This window comes from Shewanella sp. (assembly GCF_041630135.1).
Lineage (GTDB): Bacteria > Pseudomonadota > Gammaproteobacteria > Enterobacterales > Shewanellaceae > Shewanella.
On record NZ_JBFKLW010000007.1, the window covers coordinates 77,412 to 91,450 of the forward strand.

General features: G+C 52.2%; 9 protein-coding genes and 1 pseudogene. 4 read left to right on the forward strand and 6 right to left on the reverse strand.

The window, feature by feature from the left end:
• Positions 1-219: 219 nt before the first annotated feature.
• Positions 220-2,592 (forward strand): Lon protease family protein, encoded by a 2,373-nt coding sequence (locus tag ABYK60_RS03405; protein ID WP_372870522.1) that lies wholly within the window; start codon positions 220-222, stop codon positions 2,590-2,592.
• 88 nt (positions 2,593-2,680) lie between these two features.
• Here the strand turns inward: ABYK60_RS03405 and ABYK60_RS03410 are convergent, their stop codons facing one another.
• Entirely contained in the window at positions 2,681-3,724 is a 1,044-nt protein-coding gene (locus tag ABYK60_RS03410; protein ID WP_372870523.1) for an alkene reductase, read from the reverse strand.
• A 124-nt stretch (positions 3,725-3,848) separates the two neighbouring features.
• Here ABYK60_RS03410 and ABYK60_RS03415 point away from each other — a divergent pair, with 124 nt between their 5' ends.
• On the forward strand, positions 3,849-4,427 hold the full coding sequence (locus ABYK60_RS03415) for a TetR/AcrR family transcriptional regulator (RefSeq protein ID WP_372870524.1): 579 nt from the start codon (positions 3,849-3,851) through the stop codon (positions 4,425-4,427).
• A gap of 58 nt (positions 4,428-4,485) precedes the next feature.
• Here ABYK60_RS03415 and ABYK60_RS03420 read toward each other — a convergent pair whose 3' ends face one another.
• Entirely contained in the window at positions 4,486-4,740 is a 255-nt protein-coding gene (locus tag ABYK60_RS03420) for a TIGR02922 family protein (RefSeq protein ID WP_372870533.1), read from the reverse strand.
• A gap of 325 nt (positions 4,741-5,065) precedes the next feature.
• Here ABYK60_RS03420 and ABYK60_RS03425 point away from each other — a divergent pair, with 325 nt between their 5' ends.
• A complete protein-coding gene (locus ABYK60_RS03425) occupies positions 5,066-5,788 on the forward strand; it encodes a YebC/PmpR family DNA-binding transcriptional regulator (protein ID WP_372870525.1) in 723 nt (240 codons plus the stop codon).
• Between the two features lie 72 nt (positions 5,789-5,860).
• On the opposite strand, the gene ABYK60_RS03430 is transcribed toward ABYK60_RS03425, so the two are convergent.
• Both ABYK60_RS03430 and ABYK60_RS03435 read right to left on the reverse strand, forming a co-directional pair.
• On the reverse strand, positions 5,861-7,417 hold the full coding sequence (locus ABYK60_RS03430) for a POT family MFS transporter (RefSeq protein ID WP_372870526.1): 1,557 nt from the start codon (positions 7,415-7,417) through the stop codon (positions 5,861-5,863).
• A gap of 205 nt (positions 7,418-7,622) precedes the next feature.
• Positions 7,623-9,164 carry a S8 family serine peptidase gene (locus ABYK60_RS03435; RefSeq protein ID WP_372870527.1) on the reverse strand — a complete coding sequence of 514 codons (1,542 nt, stop codon included), beginning with the start codon at positions 9,162-9,164 and terminating at the stop codon, positions 7,623-7,625.
• 447 nt (positions 9,165-9,611) lie between these two features.
• Between ABYK60_RS03435 and ABYK60_RS03440 the strand changes: the two genes are divergently transcribed.
• A complete protein-coding gene (locus ABYK60_RS03440; protein ID WP_372870528.1) occupies positions 9,612-10,049 on the forward strand; it encodes an OsmC family protein in 438 nt (145 codons plus the stop codon).
• 145 nt (positions 10,050-10,194) lie between these two features.
• Here ABYK60_RS03440 and ABYK60_RS03445 read toward each other — a convergent pair whose 3' ends face one another.
• Positions 10,195-13,446, reverse strand: coding sequence for a S41 family peptidase (locus ABYK60_RS03445; protein ID WP_372870529.1), 3,252 nt, complete (start codon positions 13,444-13,446; stop codon positions 10,195-10,197).
• A 360-nt stretch (positions 13,447-13,806) separates the two neighbouring features.
• Positions 13,807-14,039 (reverse strand): annotated as a pseudogene (locus ABYK60_RS03450) (M61 family peptidase); the annotation flags it as partial.

Genomic DNA, 14,039 nt, shown 5'->3' on the forward strand with positions numbered 1-14,039 from the left:
TGTTTGTGTTTGACAGCCAACACAGTTATTGAGCTGGCACAGTTCGACTGTCAGCGCTAATTGCGGGCTGAACTCCACAACTCTCACGCCTTACAGCACTTATTATAAACGGCTTAAATTTGCTTGATTTTCCAGCAGTCACCACAAAGTGATTTGCCATTCATTCTCAGCCATCTTATTGTCAGTCATAGAGAATTAAATCTTAAAGGATAGGTTTATATGGCCATAACCCCACTGGATCCCCAAAGCCTTTATCGGGTATCAACCCTCGCAGGATTGGCCGAGGATTGCCAAACTACGGCCGATTTACCACCACTGGATGACATCATTGGGCAGGAACGTGCCCAAAGCGCGGTTGAATTTGCCATGTCCATCCATGAAAAGGGCTACAACATCTACGCCATCGGCCAGAATGGCTTGGGCAAGCGCACCATGATGCTGCGCTATTTGAAACGCCATCAATTTGAAGACAGTCAACTGCATGATTGGTGCTATGTTGCCAATTTTGATGACAACCGCTCGCCAAGGGTACTGCGCTTACCTGCTGGTAAAGGCAATGGCTTCAAAAAAGACGTTGAAAAACTCATGATCCGGCTGGTCAAAGCTATGCCGCTGGCATTCGACAATGAGATGTATTATTCCCGGGCAGACAAGCTCAAGGGTGAATTGGCCCGTCAGCAGGAAACGGCGTTGACTGCACTGTCACAAGAGGCCAAAGAGAAAAATATCAGCCTGTCGATTTCAGTGCAGGGTGACTATCAATTGATTGCCATGAATGGCGAAGAGCCCCACACCGAAGAAAGTTACGATGCCCTAACCGACGAAGAACGCGCCGAATTTGACACTGCCATTAAAGGGCTGGAAAAACGTCTGCGCGGTATCATTCGTCAGCTTACCGAATGGGAAGAGCAATTCTCCGATAAGCAACAGGAGCACGATGAACAGGTAGCCAAAGAAGTATTGGCTCACTTCTTTAAACCGCTCAAGAGCAAATATCGCGACCTTGAAGAAATCCGCAGCTTTTTGGTCGAGATGCAAAAAGACATACTCGATAATCTGGATATTTTCCTCGAAGAAAGTGAAGAGCAGCTGGGACTTGCTTATGCCGCACTGGATAAGAAAATGCCCAGACGATATCAAATCAATGTGCTTGTATGTCAGGACGAGCACCAGTTCCCTGTAGTAGTTGAAGAAAGCCCAAGTTATCACAGCCTGTTTGGTTATATCGAAAACGCCACTTTTAAGGGCACTGTTTTTACCGACTTTTCGTTAATCCGCCCCGGTGCGCTGCACAGGGCTAATGGTGGCGTGTTGCTGATGGACGCCATTAAAGTGCTGGAGCGCCCCTATGTATGGGATGGCCTGAAAAAAGCATTACGCTCGCGAAATCTCGATTTAAACAGCCTGGAGCGGGAAGTCACGCTCTCGGGTACCATTTCGCTGGCACCGGAGCCCATTCCGCTGGATGTAAAAATCATTCTGTTTGGCGATTATCAAACCTATCAGCTGCTGCAGCACTACGATCCCGACTTCAATGAACTATTCAGGGTTACTGCCGATTTTGAGGATGTCATGCCTCGCACGGATGAATCCGAAGCCCTGTATGCCCGCTTTATTTCCTCGATTGTGCACGACAATAGCATGCTGCATTGCAACCGCTGTGCACTGGAGCGGATTCTGGAATATTCCAGCCGTCAGGCCGATGACCAGACGAGACTGTCACTGCATTCCGCCAACATTGCCAATTTATTGCGGGAAACCAACTACTGTGCCAAACAGGTAGGAGCCCGGGAAATTACCCGGGAACATGTAGAGATGGCGCTGAAAAACCAGGAGCTGCGGGTGTGCCGTCTGAAAGACATGGTGATGCAGCAGTTCAAGAACGGACAAACCCTGTTCAGTGCAGCTGGTATGGTTACCGGCCAAATCAACGCCCTGTCGGTCATATCCACCACAGATCACGAATTTGGCGCCCCCAATCGCATCACGGCCACTACAGCCTTCGGTAAAGGTGAGGTACTGGATATAGAGCACAAAGTGCGCCTGGGCGGTCGGATCCACACCAAAGGAGTGTGGATCCTCACGGCCTATATTTCATCACTGCTGGGAAGGCAAAAAGCCATTCCACTGACCACCTATCTTACCTTCGAGCAATCCTACAGTGGCGTAGATGGTGACAGTGCTTCCATGGCGGAATGCTGCGCTATTGTGTCTGCTATCAGCGGTGTGCCACTGCGTCAGGATCTGGCAATTACAGGTTCAATGAACCAGTTCGGAGAATCCCAACCCATTGGTGGTGTTAATGAGAAGATTGAAGGCTTCTTTGATGTCTGCGCCATTAAGGGGCGCACCAAAGAACAGGGAGTAATCATTCCCGCCAGCAACATTAAAAATTTGATGCTGCGTCAGGATATTGTTGAAGCAGTCCGAAACGGCGAGTTTCACATCTATGCAGTAGATCATGTAACTGAGGCCATGGCGCTGCTTACCGGTCTGGATGTGGGCAATGTAGATGACGCCAGCCTGGAAACACTGCTTGGCCGCGCCATGGCCAGGCTGAATCAAATAGCAAAAAATGCCAGAGATGACTGAGCAACACCCAACAATGGCTTAACTGACAAGGCCTAAACACCCACTGAAAAGCCCCGTAAATACGGGGCTTTTTTTCGACTATTTCAACTTAATACAGAATCGGCAGCTGCTCGTCAGAATACGCAATGGTTTCTTTGCCCTCTCTGACTCTGGCAACATAATCATGGTTGGCAATGAAAGGCCGACCGATGGCAATCAATTCAAATCTATCGTCAGCTATGGCCTCTGCTGCAGAGTCAGCGCTATAGCCACCCACGCCGACCAAGGTGTGGCGGGTATGGCGACGCAGGTATTCACTCACTTTGCCATCCAGGTAATCATATTCCACACTGTCGTCGAATATGCCACCGTGCAGGTACGCAAGCTCACGCTTATCCAATTCAGCCAACAGTAAATCAAATACCTGACGGTCACGGGCATCGGGCTGGATATTGAAGTAAGCTGCCGGCGAAATACGCAGGGCAGTGTGATTGGCTCCGATACGCGCAATTATGGAATCGACCACCTGTAGCGGAAAACGGATCATGTTTTGCGGATTGCCGCCAAACTCATCTTCACGACGGTTAGTGTCGTGGTGCAAAAACTCATCGATAAGATAACCGTTGGCGCCGTGGATTTCGACACCATCAAAACCCGCTTCAATGGCATTTTCTGCCGCCTTGGCATAATCCTCCACCAGCTGCGCAATGTCAGCTACTGTCGCCTCGCGCGGAACCACGTAACTCAGTTCACGCATTCTTGGTACTGTGCCCTTTATACCTACCGCAGACGGAGCCAATGCATCGGTTCCCCCCCAAAAATGTGGATGGGCAACCCTGCCGGTATGCCACAACTGAGCAAATATTTTTCCGCCTTTTTCATGCACAGCGTCTGTAACCAGACGCCAACCAGCGATTTGTGCCTGTGTGAAAATCCCGGGGGTATTGGGATAGCCCTGTGCATCAGGGCGAATAATAGTGGCTTCACTGATAATTAGCCCGGCATCAGCACGACGACCATAGTAGTCAGCCATTTGCTGAGTTGGCACCAGTCCTTCACCCGCCATACAGCGGGTTAATGGCGCCATCAGAATACGGTTGTTCAACGTCAGGCGCTCATTGAGGCGCAGTGGTGTAAATAGAATATCTGTCATAACGGCTTCCTACTTGAATATGCGTTCAAGATAAAGATTCTTGAACAATCATTCAAGTATTTTTTTGAACGTGCATTCAAAAATTCTGTTACCCTATGGCGGTACGCAACAAGAGACGTGAGATATGCGCAGCGCCGAATTTGACCGAGAACAAGTGCTCCGCCAAGCCATGCAAGCATTTATGGCGAAAGGCTACAGTAAAACCAGCATGCAGGATTTGACCCGTGCCACGGGCCTGCATCCCGGTTCGATATATTGTGCATTTGAAAATAAAAGAGGCCTGCTTGTAGCGGCAATTGAACAGTACCAGAGTGACAGAACAGCCCAGTTTCAGGCCTATTTTCCCGAAGGGGATAAAGTCATCGAAGGACTTGCTTCCTACCTTGCCAATATAGTATCTGAGTGCCTTGGTGGTGCAGATAAAGCCTGTTTGCTGACCAAATCATTAAATGAATTGGCACAGCAAGACCCAGAAATCAGTCAGCTCTTGTGCCTAAGTCTGGACAGTTGCAAGCGAGGGCTGGCATCGAAATTTCAGCAAGCAATGGACGGTGGAGAAATACCAGCCAATCAGACCAGCGATGAAAGGGCCGAGTATTTTTTAATGGGTGTTTATGGACTTCGCACACTGGCGCAAACTCATCCCTCTGATGAAACCTTACGTCGCCTGGCCAGCAAACTGCTGAAAGATAGCTGCAACTGATACAAAAAATCCCGGTATAAAGCCGGGATTTTTGTCAGCGTGCCAGGGAGGAAAACTATCAACCAAGACCGATATTTTTTTGTGCGTATACCCGCTCGCCGAGCGAGTTGAGAATTTTACACTCTCCTTCCAGCACCGCTATGATGGATTTGCTATTACGGAACGACTGAGGAATCATGACCCGCCCCGTATCACTGACTGGCAAACCGGTCAGCACAGCGTTATGCATAATAAGACCGGCTGGCGCATCGTAATACAATACAGTCACGGTAGCCCCGTTTTCTGCCTCAAAGTCAAGCAAGTCGTTTGCCATGTTGGCAAGCTGTTGTTCTGATTTACCGCCTTGCATCTTAAGTAATTCCTTCTGTATTGAGCCTGATTTTCCAACCGACTCAAAGGGTCGAGTATCGGGCCAACGCATCCTGCCTTTGCCCATATAACAGCTTAGCACGCCATTAGTTTTTACATATGACTATAAATCTTTACCGAGCGCAATACTTGCCGGGGGGGTTAGCTCAACTATTTACTAAACCGTGACTTCTACAGCCGTTTAGCCATGCATTCAGCCAAAGGTGCACATCCCCGCAGAAAGCTGGTAGAATCCGGAAAATTTTTTTGTGCGTTAACGAGATTACAAGATGGGCAGAGCATATCAAAACCGCAAAGAATCCATGGCCAAAACCGCCACCCAAAAGACCCGACTCTACTCCCGCTACGGAAAAGAGATCTACGTCTGTGCCAAAAATGGTGGTGTCGATCCCGACGGCAACCTCTCACTGCGTCGTCTGATTGACCGCGCCAAAAAAGATCAGGTTCCCGCACACGTCATCGAGCGTGGTATCGAAAAGGCCAGAGGCGGTGGCGGTGAAGATTATGATACCGCCCGCTATGAAGGCTTCGGTCCGGGCAACTGCATGGTGATTGTAGACTGTCTGACCGATAACGGTAAGCGCACCTTCACTGAAGTACGCCAGGCCTTTGTAAAAAACGATGCTAAGCTCGGCGGCCCAGGCACAGTTGCTCACATGTTCGATCATCAGGCTGTTTTCGTTTTTGCCGGTGAGAACGATGAAGAAATTCTTGAAATTCTCATGGCTGCAGATGTGGATGTGAGTGATGTGGAAGTAGAAGACGGCATGGTAAGCGTTTATGCACCTCATACAGAATTCTACAAGGCCAAGACAGCCCTGCAAGATGCAATGCCTGAAGTAAACTTTGAAGTGGAAGAAATCACCTTCGTTCCTCAGACACAAACCGATGTCGGCGGAGAAGACGTGGCAGTTTTCGATAAGTTTATTGCTGCGCTGGAAGATTGTGACGACGTGCAAAACGTTTACCACAACGCAAACATCCTTGAGTAAGCATCCAGAATAAAAAAAACGCAGCCAGATGGCTGCGTTTTTTTATGGTACTGAAGTCCCTGTTTGGGCGCTTCAACCTGGGTTGGCAACCCCTGCTGCCCGGTAGTGATCCTGCATACGATAATTTTTTGCGTATAAGGCAAACATCGTTGCAGCAACCAGCGCAAATCCGGCAAAGAAGAACATCTGAAATGCGGTGACCGACAGCCCTGTGCCAACAATCCAATCGGTCATACCCTGTCCTTTTACGCTGGCATTAGCGAGCAATACCCACAGATTGCCTACCGTAACCGACAGGGTCCAGAAGCTCATGATGGTGCCCTTCATCGACTTGGGCGCCTGGCTGTAGGCAAATTCAAGCCCTGTTGCCGATACCAGCACCTCACCAAAGGTAAGGAGCGCATAAGGCAACACCTGCCATACTATGGACACGGCGCTGCCGCCGTCCATCATCAGCTGAATACTGCCAATCACTATCCAGGATAACCCTGAAAACGCTATGCCTGAGGCCATCTTGCCCAGCGCCGTGAGTCGAAAACCCATCCTCTCAAGCGTGGGGTACAAAACAAAGTTATTGAAAGGAATGAGGATCATCACCAGCAGCGGATTCAGCGCCTGCATCATGGCAGGCTCAAACCACTCAGGCTTGGTCATCTCATTGGCCTGCAAAATCCAGGTAGAGGCTTTTTGGTCGAACAGCGACCAAAAGGGCGTTACCAGCGCAAACAGCACCAGAATACGCATTACCGAACGCACGCCCTCAACCGCATCATCGCCATGACGAGTACGGGCACGCTCAAGCTGCATCGTGGCTCCCACCCCCACAAATCCCATCAGCAGTACCAGTGCAAGGCACAAAGAGGTTACCAGCCCCAATGTGGGAATATATCCAAGAGCCGCCAGCGCCAACGCTGTGCCTATCACTGCCAGTATCAATCCGCTGCGGCCACCATCTGGGCTGAGCAGCGCGGTTTTCACTACAGGCAAAAAACCGTTGGGATCCCTTTCCTGCGGCGGCATATGCACGTAACGCTGCCTTCCAGCCCAGAAAAATACCGTGGCAATAAACATCAGAACCCCGGGAATGCCAAACGCCACTGCCGGGCCAAAATATTTCAGCAGCAGGGGCATGGTCAAAGACGCAAAGAAGGAGCCGAAGTTGATGGTGAAATAAAACATGTCAAAGGCTTTCTGAGCGAGCGACTTATTGCTCTGATCGAATTGATCACCCATAAATGACGACACCAACGGCTTTATGCCCCCCGAGCCCAGAGCAATCAGAAACAATCCCGAGTAGAAGCCGGTTTTACTGTCTTCAAAAATCGCCAGAAAGGCATGACCCACACAGTAAAGCAACGAAAGCCATAAAATGGTGTGATACTTGCCGAAAAAGCGATCGGCAATCCAGCCCCCCAGCAGCGGGAAAAAATACACGCCAATCACGAAGGAGTGGAACACATCCTTAGCTTCACCAGCCCGCAGATGTTCTGGCACCGACAGCAACAAAGCCGTCATCAGGAAGGGAGTGAGGATGTTGCGCATGCCGTAAAAACTGAAACGCTCGCAGGCTTCAGACGCGATAATGTAGGGGATTTGTTTTGGCCAGTGTCCCTGATTAATGTGAGCCATGGCTGTCCTTAATGAGTGGAATAAAGTGTGTCCATCCTACAAGTTTTTTTTTAACTCTGCATAGCCTGTATTCATTTCATCCAAAAACAAAAACACCATATTTATTGCGTACACAGACTACTATCTAACGCCCTTTAATGTCGCTGCTGCATATAATAGAAAACGCCGCAATCATGGCGGCGTTTTCACAATAATGCGACAACAGCTATTTACACCGTTTTCCCTTACATGTATCGCTACCGCCGCCACCGCCGCCGCTTACAGTACAGCCGTTGGCATAGATATAATCTGATGCTGCTTTGGCTTGTACAAGACCATAGCCATAAGCATCATCCCTGCCAACTGGCCCCAAGTCCTCAGCAGTTGCTCTGAGTACTGCCCTGATTTCCTTGTTGCTACAGTTCAAATGCTGACTCCATACCAGTGCCGCGACACCCGCCACATGGGGAGTCGCCATAGAGGTTCCACTGAAATATGCATAATGGTCAGCAGCGACCGTCACATCTGCCAGCTGCCCCTGCTTTGCCAGCAAATCCGCGCCTGTCGTGTCAGAGACCCCAACTGAAGGAATAGCTGTTTGCACACCGCCCAAGGTGCCCAGGAGATCACCGGCCACATTGTTATAGATAATGGCACCAACGCCGCCTCCCGTCTGACAATTAAGTACCTTTTCAGCAAAGCTGATATTCCCGCGGCTTATCAGGCATACCTGACCATTGGCGGCACAGGGAGTTTCAGCCAGACCACAGTTCACCAGATTGCCACTGACACTTGCCTGCACTGAGCCCTCCATCGCCACCGCTGACACGGCACCGCCATCTATGGTAACGCTGGCCAACTGCGCGGCCCCCATTGGCACGGTAGACAAGACCCCAACTCCGGGACCAGCCAGCTCTACCTGACTTGTGCGTTGTGAGAAGTCAGCAACCACTTTTGCAGAATCGATGGCCGCAACCGAAACCACGGCACTGTAAGACGCCGGATAGGAATGCCGCGTGTTACCGTCGTTGCCGGCAGCAGCCACGCTGAGGATCCCTCTGTTCTCGGCATCCGCAAATGCCCTGTCTTCGGTGCGGCTCTTAAGCGGACCACCAAGGCTCATGTTGACAACTACGGCTCCGGCATCGTCACACTTATCCAGCGCCGCAACCAGGCTGGATGAGTACGCCCAGCCAGAAGCGTCAAATACCTTGATGATATGAATATTCAGCCGGCCATTGGGATTAACACCAATAACACCATCATCATTGTCCAGCGCGGCAATAGTGCCTGCGACATGGGTACCGTGACTATTTTCATCGGTAAACCAATTTCCGGTACCGGCATCGTTCGTCCCGGTCAGGTGATTAGCGTTCAGGTCTTCATGCTGGCGGTCGATACCGGAATCGATAATACAGACTGTCAGCAAACCGGCATCATCATCGCTGACCTCATCAGCCTGAACCATGGGTATACCATATGGAATGGTCTGCGCCATGGGATACCTAGGTACATCGGCTTCCACATATTCGATGTTGGGGTTATGCATAAGACCCGACATTGCACTGGCAGGCAACATAAATGCAGCGGCATTATGGCGGGACAAATCCAGCAGCATCTCCCCGCCCGCTGCGTGAATGCCAGATCGCGCCTGTTCGGCTTGGCCCTGTTTGAATTTGACTATGTATCGCGACATTTCAGCAGCCTGCACTGGCAGTGCAAGAGCCATAGAAACAGCGGCAACCAGAGGCAGAAGGACTGTGCGCATGACCGGCTCCTTACGTGAGTTCTGGAGGCCCGTCCGTTGGCAAATTTCAACTTCCTTGCTGCGGAATTGGGTTAATGAAGTGTAACAACCTCTATTGATAACTTATAAACACGGGAGGGCAAGCCAACAACCCGGACCGTACCTTTATATAAAAACGTTCTCAACTGTAGTTCAAATCAACTGCGGCGGCCGAGTCACAAACTATAAAGCACACTCACATCAATACAAAAAGCTATAAAAGCAGCGCTTATACGCGAATATCATTCCAGACATTCCTCTGCTCATCACCATTCTATTCCCAGAATGAGGCAATAAAGAAACAACTACCGCCAAGCACTTTACCCCACCAGCTTTGCTGACGTATCTTTACCACTCCTCATTGCCAATGACATACGGGCTGCTACCGGCAGTGGCAATAAGACGATTACCCCAACAAGGAGCATCCACGTGAGTTTCCGTTTGCAGACCAGCTGGCAGACCAGCGACGCCCCGGAAGGCGAATTCAACCGCGATCACCTCATTCATTTCGGCAGCGGCCAGAAAATTCAGGCCTCATCGGCACCTGAATATAAAGGCAATCCAGCCATGGTAAACCCGGAAGAGAGTCTGCTGGCGGCGCTGTCGTCCTGCCATATGCTCACCTTCCTCGCCATCGCGCACTTAAAGCGTCTGCCGGTGAAAAGCTATAACGACAATGCCCTGGCCGAACTTGGCAAACGCGATAATGGCAAGCTGGCAGTGAACTATATGCAGCTCAATCCCGAAGTGGAGTTTATGGATGGAGTGGAAGTCAGCCGCGAAACACTGGAAAAAATGCACGAGAAGGCACACGCCAACTGTTTTATCGCCAACACCCTCGACTGTGAAGTGGAAATCCGCTTCTAATCCGGGTTCTGGGTCTATCGCGCCAGGCTGGTGAAAGGATAAAAAACGGGCCGTACCGACTGGGAACTACGTTGCCGGTACAGCCCTCAAACTGTGGGCGACCTGGTCGCCCTTTTTCTTTGCCTGAGTTAAACAGGCCTCACGCTTACTTGATGTCCGCCGCCTCCCCCCTGGCAGGCATGGGCTTGGCTTTAAGCTCGGGCACAGGCTCAGCGGTAATTCTGGCCTTCAGCATCTCAACGCCCTTGGCGAGCTGGGCATCGAAACCCTTAAAGGTGGCATAAGGCAGATTGTCTACTTCGACATCCGGGCTCACACCACGACCCTCAATCACCCAGCGGCCATCGATGGCATACTGAGGATACTCGGCCACCCGCGCCATACCATGGTCGGTCAGGGCGTTACGGCCAGATAGCCAGACGCCGGCACCGGCAGTTTGCTTGCCAACAAGAGGCGCCAGCCCCAATGCCTTGATACCGGCAGAGAAGGTTTCACCGTCTGAGTAGGTCAGCTGGTCGGTCAGCACCACCAGATGACCACGGAAGGTTTGCTGCATGTTGGTGCTGGCATCACCGTGAGTTGGCTGCCAGAAGGCCCAGGCCCTGCGCAGCAGCTTCTCAATCACCCAGCTGTCGATATTGCCACCACGGTTACGGCGCACATCGATAATCAGGCCCTCTTTGTCATAGTTGGCATAGAATTCACGGGCGAAAGATTCAATGTCACCACTGCCCATGGCGTACAGGTGTAGATAGCCAATCTTGCCATCGCTGTCCTGGCTCACCTTGGAGGCGTTATGGGTTACCCAGTCCTGATATCTAAGCTTGGCTTCGTCCTGTGCCGACACTGGCCACACCACGGTTTGCACCGCCTTGCTGCCGCGCTTCAGTGACAACAGCACCTGCTTGCCACCCTGATTACGCAGCATTGAAGCCACATCGGCCACGGTAGCCACCTTGCGGCCATTGATGGCGGTGATAAGGTCGCCTTCGCGGGCATCCACGCCGGGACGGGCCAGCGGCGGTGCCATATTGGGCAGCTCAGGATCGGTTTTCAGAATATGTTCAATCTTCACGCCCTGGGAGCTTTGCGCCAAACGGGCACCCAGGCCAGCGGGATTTGGCGTATTGGCATCCTTTGGAGCATCGCCGCCACGTACCTGTGAGTGCAACGCATCCAGCTCGCCCATCATCTGCATAAAAAGATCGTTCAGTTCATGGCGGTCAGTGACCCGCTCCAGCAGTGGCAGATACTTGTTGCGGGTAGCTTGCCAATCGAGGCCACGCATCTTCTTGTCGAAGAAAGAGTCTCTGTGCATCAACCAGGCATCATCGAACATCTGGCGCCATTCAGCCTTGGGGCTAAGCTCCATCTGCCAATCCTGGGTACGCACCCTGGCGTTTGCCAGATCCCCGGGCAGCTTGTCGCCGGCATCCACAATCAGCAGCTCTTTGCCATTGCTCTTTTTCGACAGCAGCAGCTTTTTGCCATCAGCCGACAACACATAGTTGCCGATATCGTCGGCAAAGGTCTCAAGCTTGGGCGAAAGACCATCAAACTTGGCGACCTTCAGTGATGACTGCTGACCGGCGATATCGCCATCGAGCACATAAAGCTTACCCTCGCCAAGACTCAGGTTACTGAAATTCCCTGTTCCTACAGGCACTTGCCACAGGCGGCCTTGGATACCATCCCAGTCCACCTTGAGCTTAAGCTCGCCCTCGCCCTTCTCGGGCGCCGGGGTGCTGAGTTCGGTGGGGCGCTCGAAGGCAAAGCGGGCATCATTGGTCAACGCAAGCGCGAACACGCCGGTGCGGCGGTCAAACGCCGGCCCCATATTGCGATCGCCCCATGGCGAACCTGGGGTGGCGTTAAATTCACGGTTCGACAGGAAGTAGAGCCACTGACCATCGCGGCTGAAAGCCGGGGAGAAGGACTCGTATTTGTCGCTGGTGAGACTGTGCTGCTTTTTCTCATCCAGACTATAGAGCACTACCTGAGGACGCTGCTTGCCCAATTCGCTCATCGACAGGGCAATAAAACGGCTGTCCGGTGACCAGATAATGTCGCCGTAGGGTCCCAGGCCCTGATGACCGGAGACTATCAGGCTGTTGCTGCCTTTTTTGATGTCATACAGGTACAGGTTGCCTTCGTAGTCGTCGTGGGCCAGATAACGTCCGTCCGGAGAGGCCACCAGGCTCATGCGCATGGTTTTGGCATCCTTGGTCAGCTGCACCGCGCCCTCACTGCCATCGGCAGGGAAACGCCACAGCTCCTGCTCACCGGAGGCATCGCTGATGCCGTAAACATACTTGCCTTCGCTGCCGAGCACGGCGTTGCATACCCGGCTCTCGGCAGGCGAACTGATTTGCACCAAACGGCGACCATCGGTTGCGGCAATGGCCACCTGGCTGCGGGCGGTAATTACGGCCTTATCGCCAGAGGGGGCAAAGCGCACGTCACTGACATAATCCATGGGATTATTTACCCAACGCGCGCGGCGGGCGGGGAAATCCGACGTCAGCTGCAGCGGCAGAACGCTGTCTTTGCCAGTGGCAATATCCAGCGTACGGATATCGGCGCCCATCTGGAAAATCAGCTTGCCGTTATTAATACGGGCAGCGCGGATCTGGAAGTCTTTGTACTGGCTGTGCTGCTTAAGGTCCTGACCATCCGGCGTCACCGAATAGAGGTTGTCGTTACCATCTGCGTCGCTGATGAAATAGAGGCGTCCATCCCAGAACATTGGCTGGCGCAGCGAACCTTCATGACCAGACAGCAGCCGCTCGGCTTCCGTTTTACTGCCAAGCTTATAGCGCCACAGCTCACCACGGGCACCGCCGCGATACACCTTGGCATTGTCACCGGTGGCCTGCAGACCAAAACGCACGAAATACACATAGTCGCCACTGCTGTCGAGCGCGCCTTCAATGGCATCGGCCAGTGGCAGGTCTTCGGTCTTCAGCGACACGGGATCCGCAAGGCGCAGCACCCAGTGATTGGCAGGGCCAAAGGCATTATCGGTGGCATAAAGCACCTTGCCATCCCGGCTCCAGCCCTGCAGGCGAACGCGGGCATTCTCGAAGCTGACGCGCTTGGGTTCACCGCCTTTAATTGGCATCACATACACTTCATCACTGCCATCATAGTTGGCAACAAAGGCCAGTTGGCTGCCATCAGGAGAAATGCGCGCCTGGGTTTCTTCGGCGGCCTGGGTGGTCAGACGGCTAGTCTGTTCGCTGCCGACACGGCCAAGCCAGAGATCGCCTTCGGCGGTGAACACCAGGGTATCCTTGCGCAATTCAGGGAAGCGGAAGTAACCTTCACTGCCATACGCTGGCAGACCAAAGGTGCCCAGGGCCAGCAAGCAACCGGCAACGGAGAGACGCAATTTCATTGGGTGATTGTCCTGTCGTTTTAGCTATCTTTTTTGTCTGTATCAGGAACGTTTATCGCTGATAAACCATGCCGCCAAACGCCTGAGTTGGCGCAGTTCCATGCCGAGTCCAGATAAAGGCGCAAACTTAAGCCGATGCTGGGCTTGGCAAAATAAACCCGACACTACCAGAGCAGCACGCCCTTGGCAGCAGAAACCGTTAACAGAAGTTTTAGCAAATGTGTATTTGGCACCCTGTGCGTTAACTGAAACTACAACCAGGGTTCGAGGCAATACAGTGAGCTGAAACCAGACCCGCCCAAAAAAATACCGCCGCTGTGGTTACACTGCGGCGGTATTTCTTAGGATAAGTTAGAGGCCTTAGCTCTTCTTAAATTCGCCCTTGGCATCGAACGGCCAATCAATGCCGAGCCAGGCCTTGAAGAAGGCTTTCTGCTTGGACGATACCTTGCCCTGCGGCTTGATTTCGGCCTTGCCTTCGGGGCGGGCGCTAAGCTCAAGTTCAGTCTCGCTGAGCTTATCGTCGGCAAAATAGCTCACCCGCACCTTATCGCCGGGTTTGAAGTCAGCCAGACGTTTATCAAAGCCGTCGG

Excerpts from the sequence above, each read along its gene's own strand:
- ABYK60_RS03410 (WP_372870523.1), bottom strand. The coding sequence starts at position 3,724 with ATGACAGATATTCTATTTACACCACTGCGCCTCAATGAGCGCCTGACG.
- ABYK60_RS03425 (WP_372870525.1), top strand. The coding sequence starts at position 5,066 with ATGGGCAGAGCATATCAAAACCGCAAAGAATCCATGGCCAAAACCGCC.
- ABYK60_RS03415 (WP_372870524.1), top strand. The coding sequence starts at position 3,849 with ATGCGCAGCGCCGAATTTGACCGAGAACAAGTGCTCCGCCAAGCCATG.
- ABYK60_RS03430 (WP_372870526.1), bottom strand. The coding sequence starts at position 7,417 with ATGGCTCACATTAATCAGGGACACTGGCCAAAACAAATCCCCTACATT.
- ABYK60_RS03445 (WP_372870529.1), bottom strand. The coding sequence starts at position 13,446 with ATGAAATTGCGTCTCTCCGTTGCCGGTTGCTTGCTGGCCCTGGGCACC.
- ABYK60_RS03435 (WP_372870527.1), bottom strand. The coding sequence starts at position 9,164 with ATGCGCACAGTCCTTCTGCCTCTGGTTGCCGCTGTTTCTATGGCTCTT.
- ABYK60_RS03405 (WP_372870522.1), top strand. The coding sequence starts at position 220 with ATGGCCATAACCCCACTGGATCCCCAAAGCCTTTATCGGGTATCAACC.
- ABYK60_RS03420 (WP_372870533.1), bottom strand. The coding sequence starts at position 4,740 with ATGGCAAACGACTTGCTTGACTTTGAGGCAGAAAACGGGGCTACCGTG.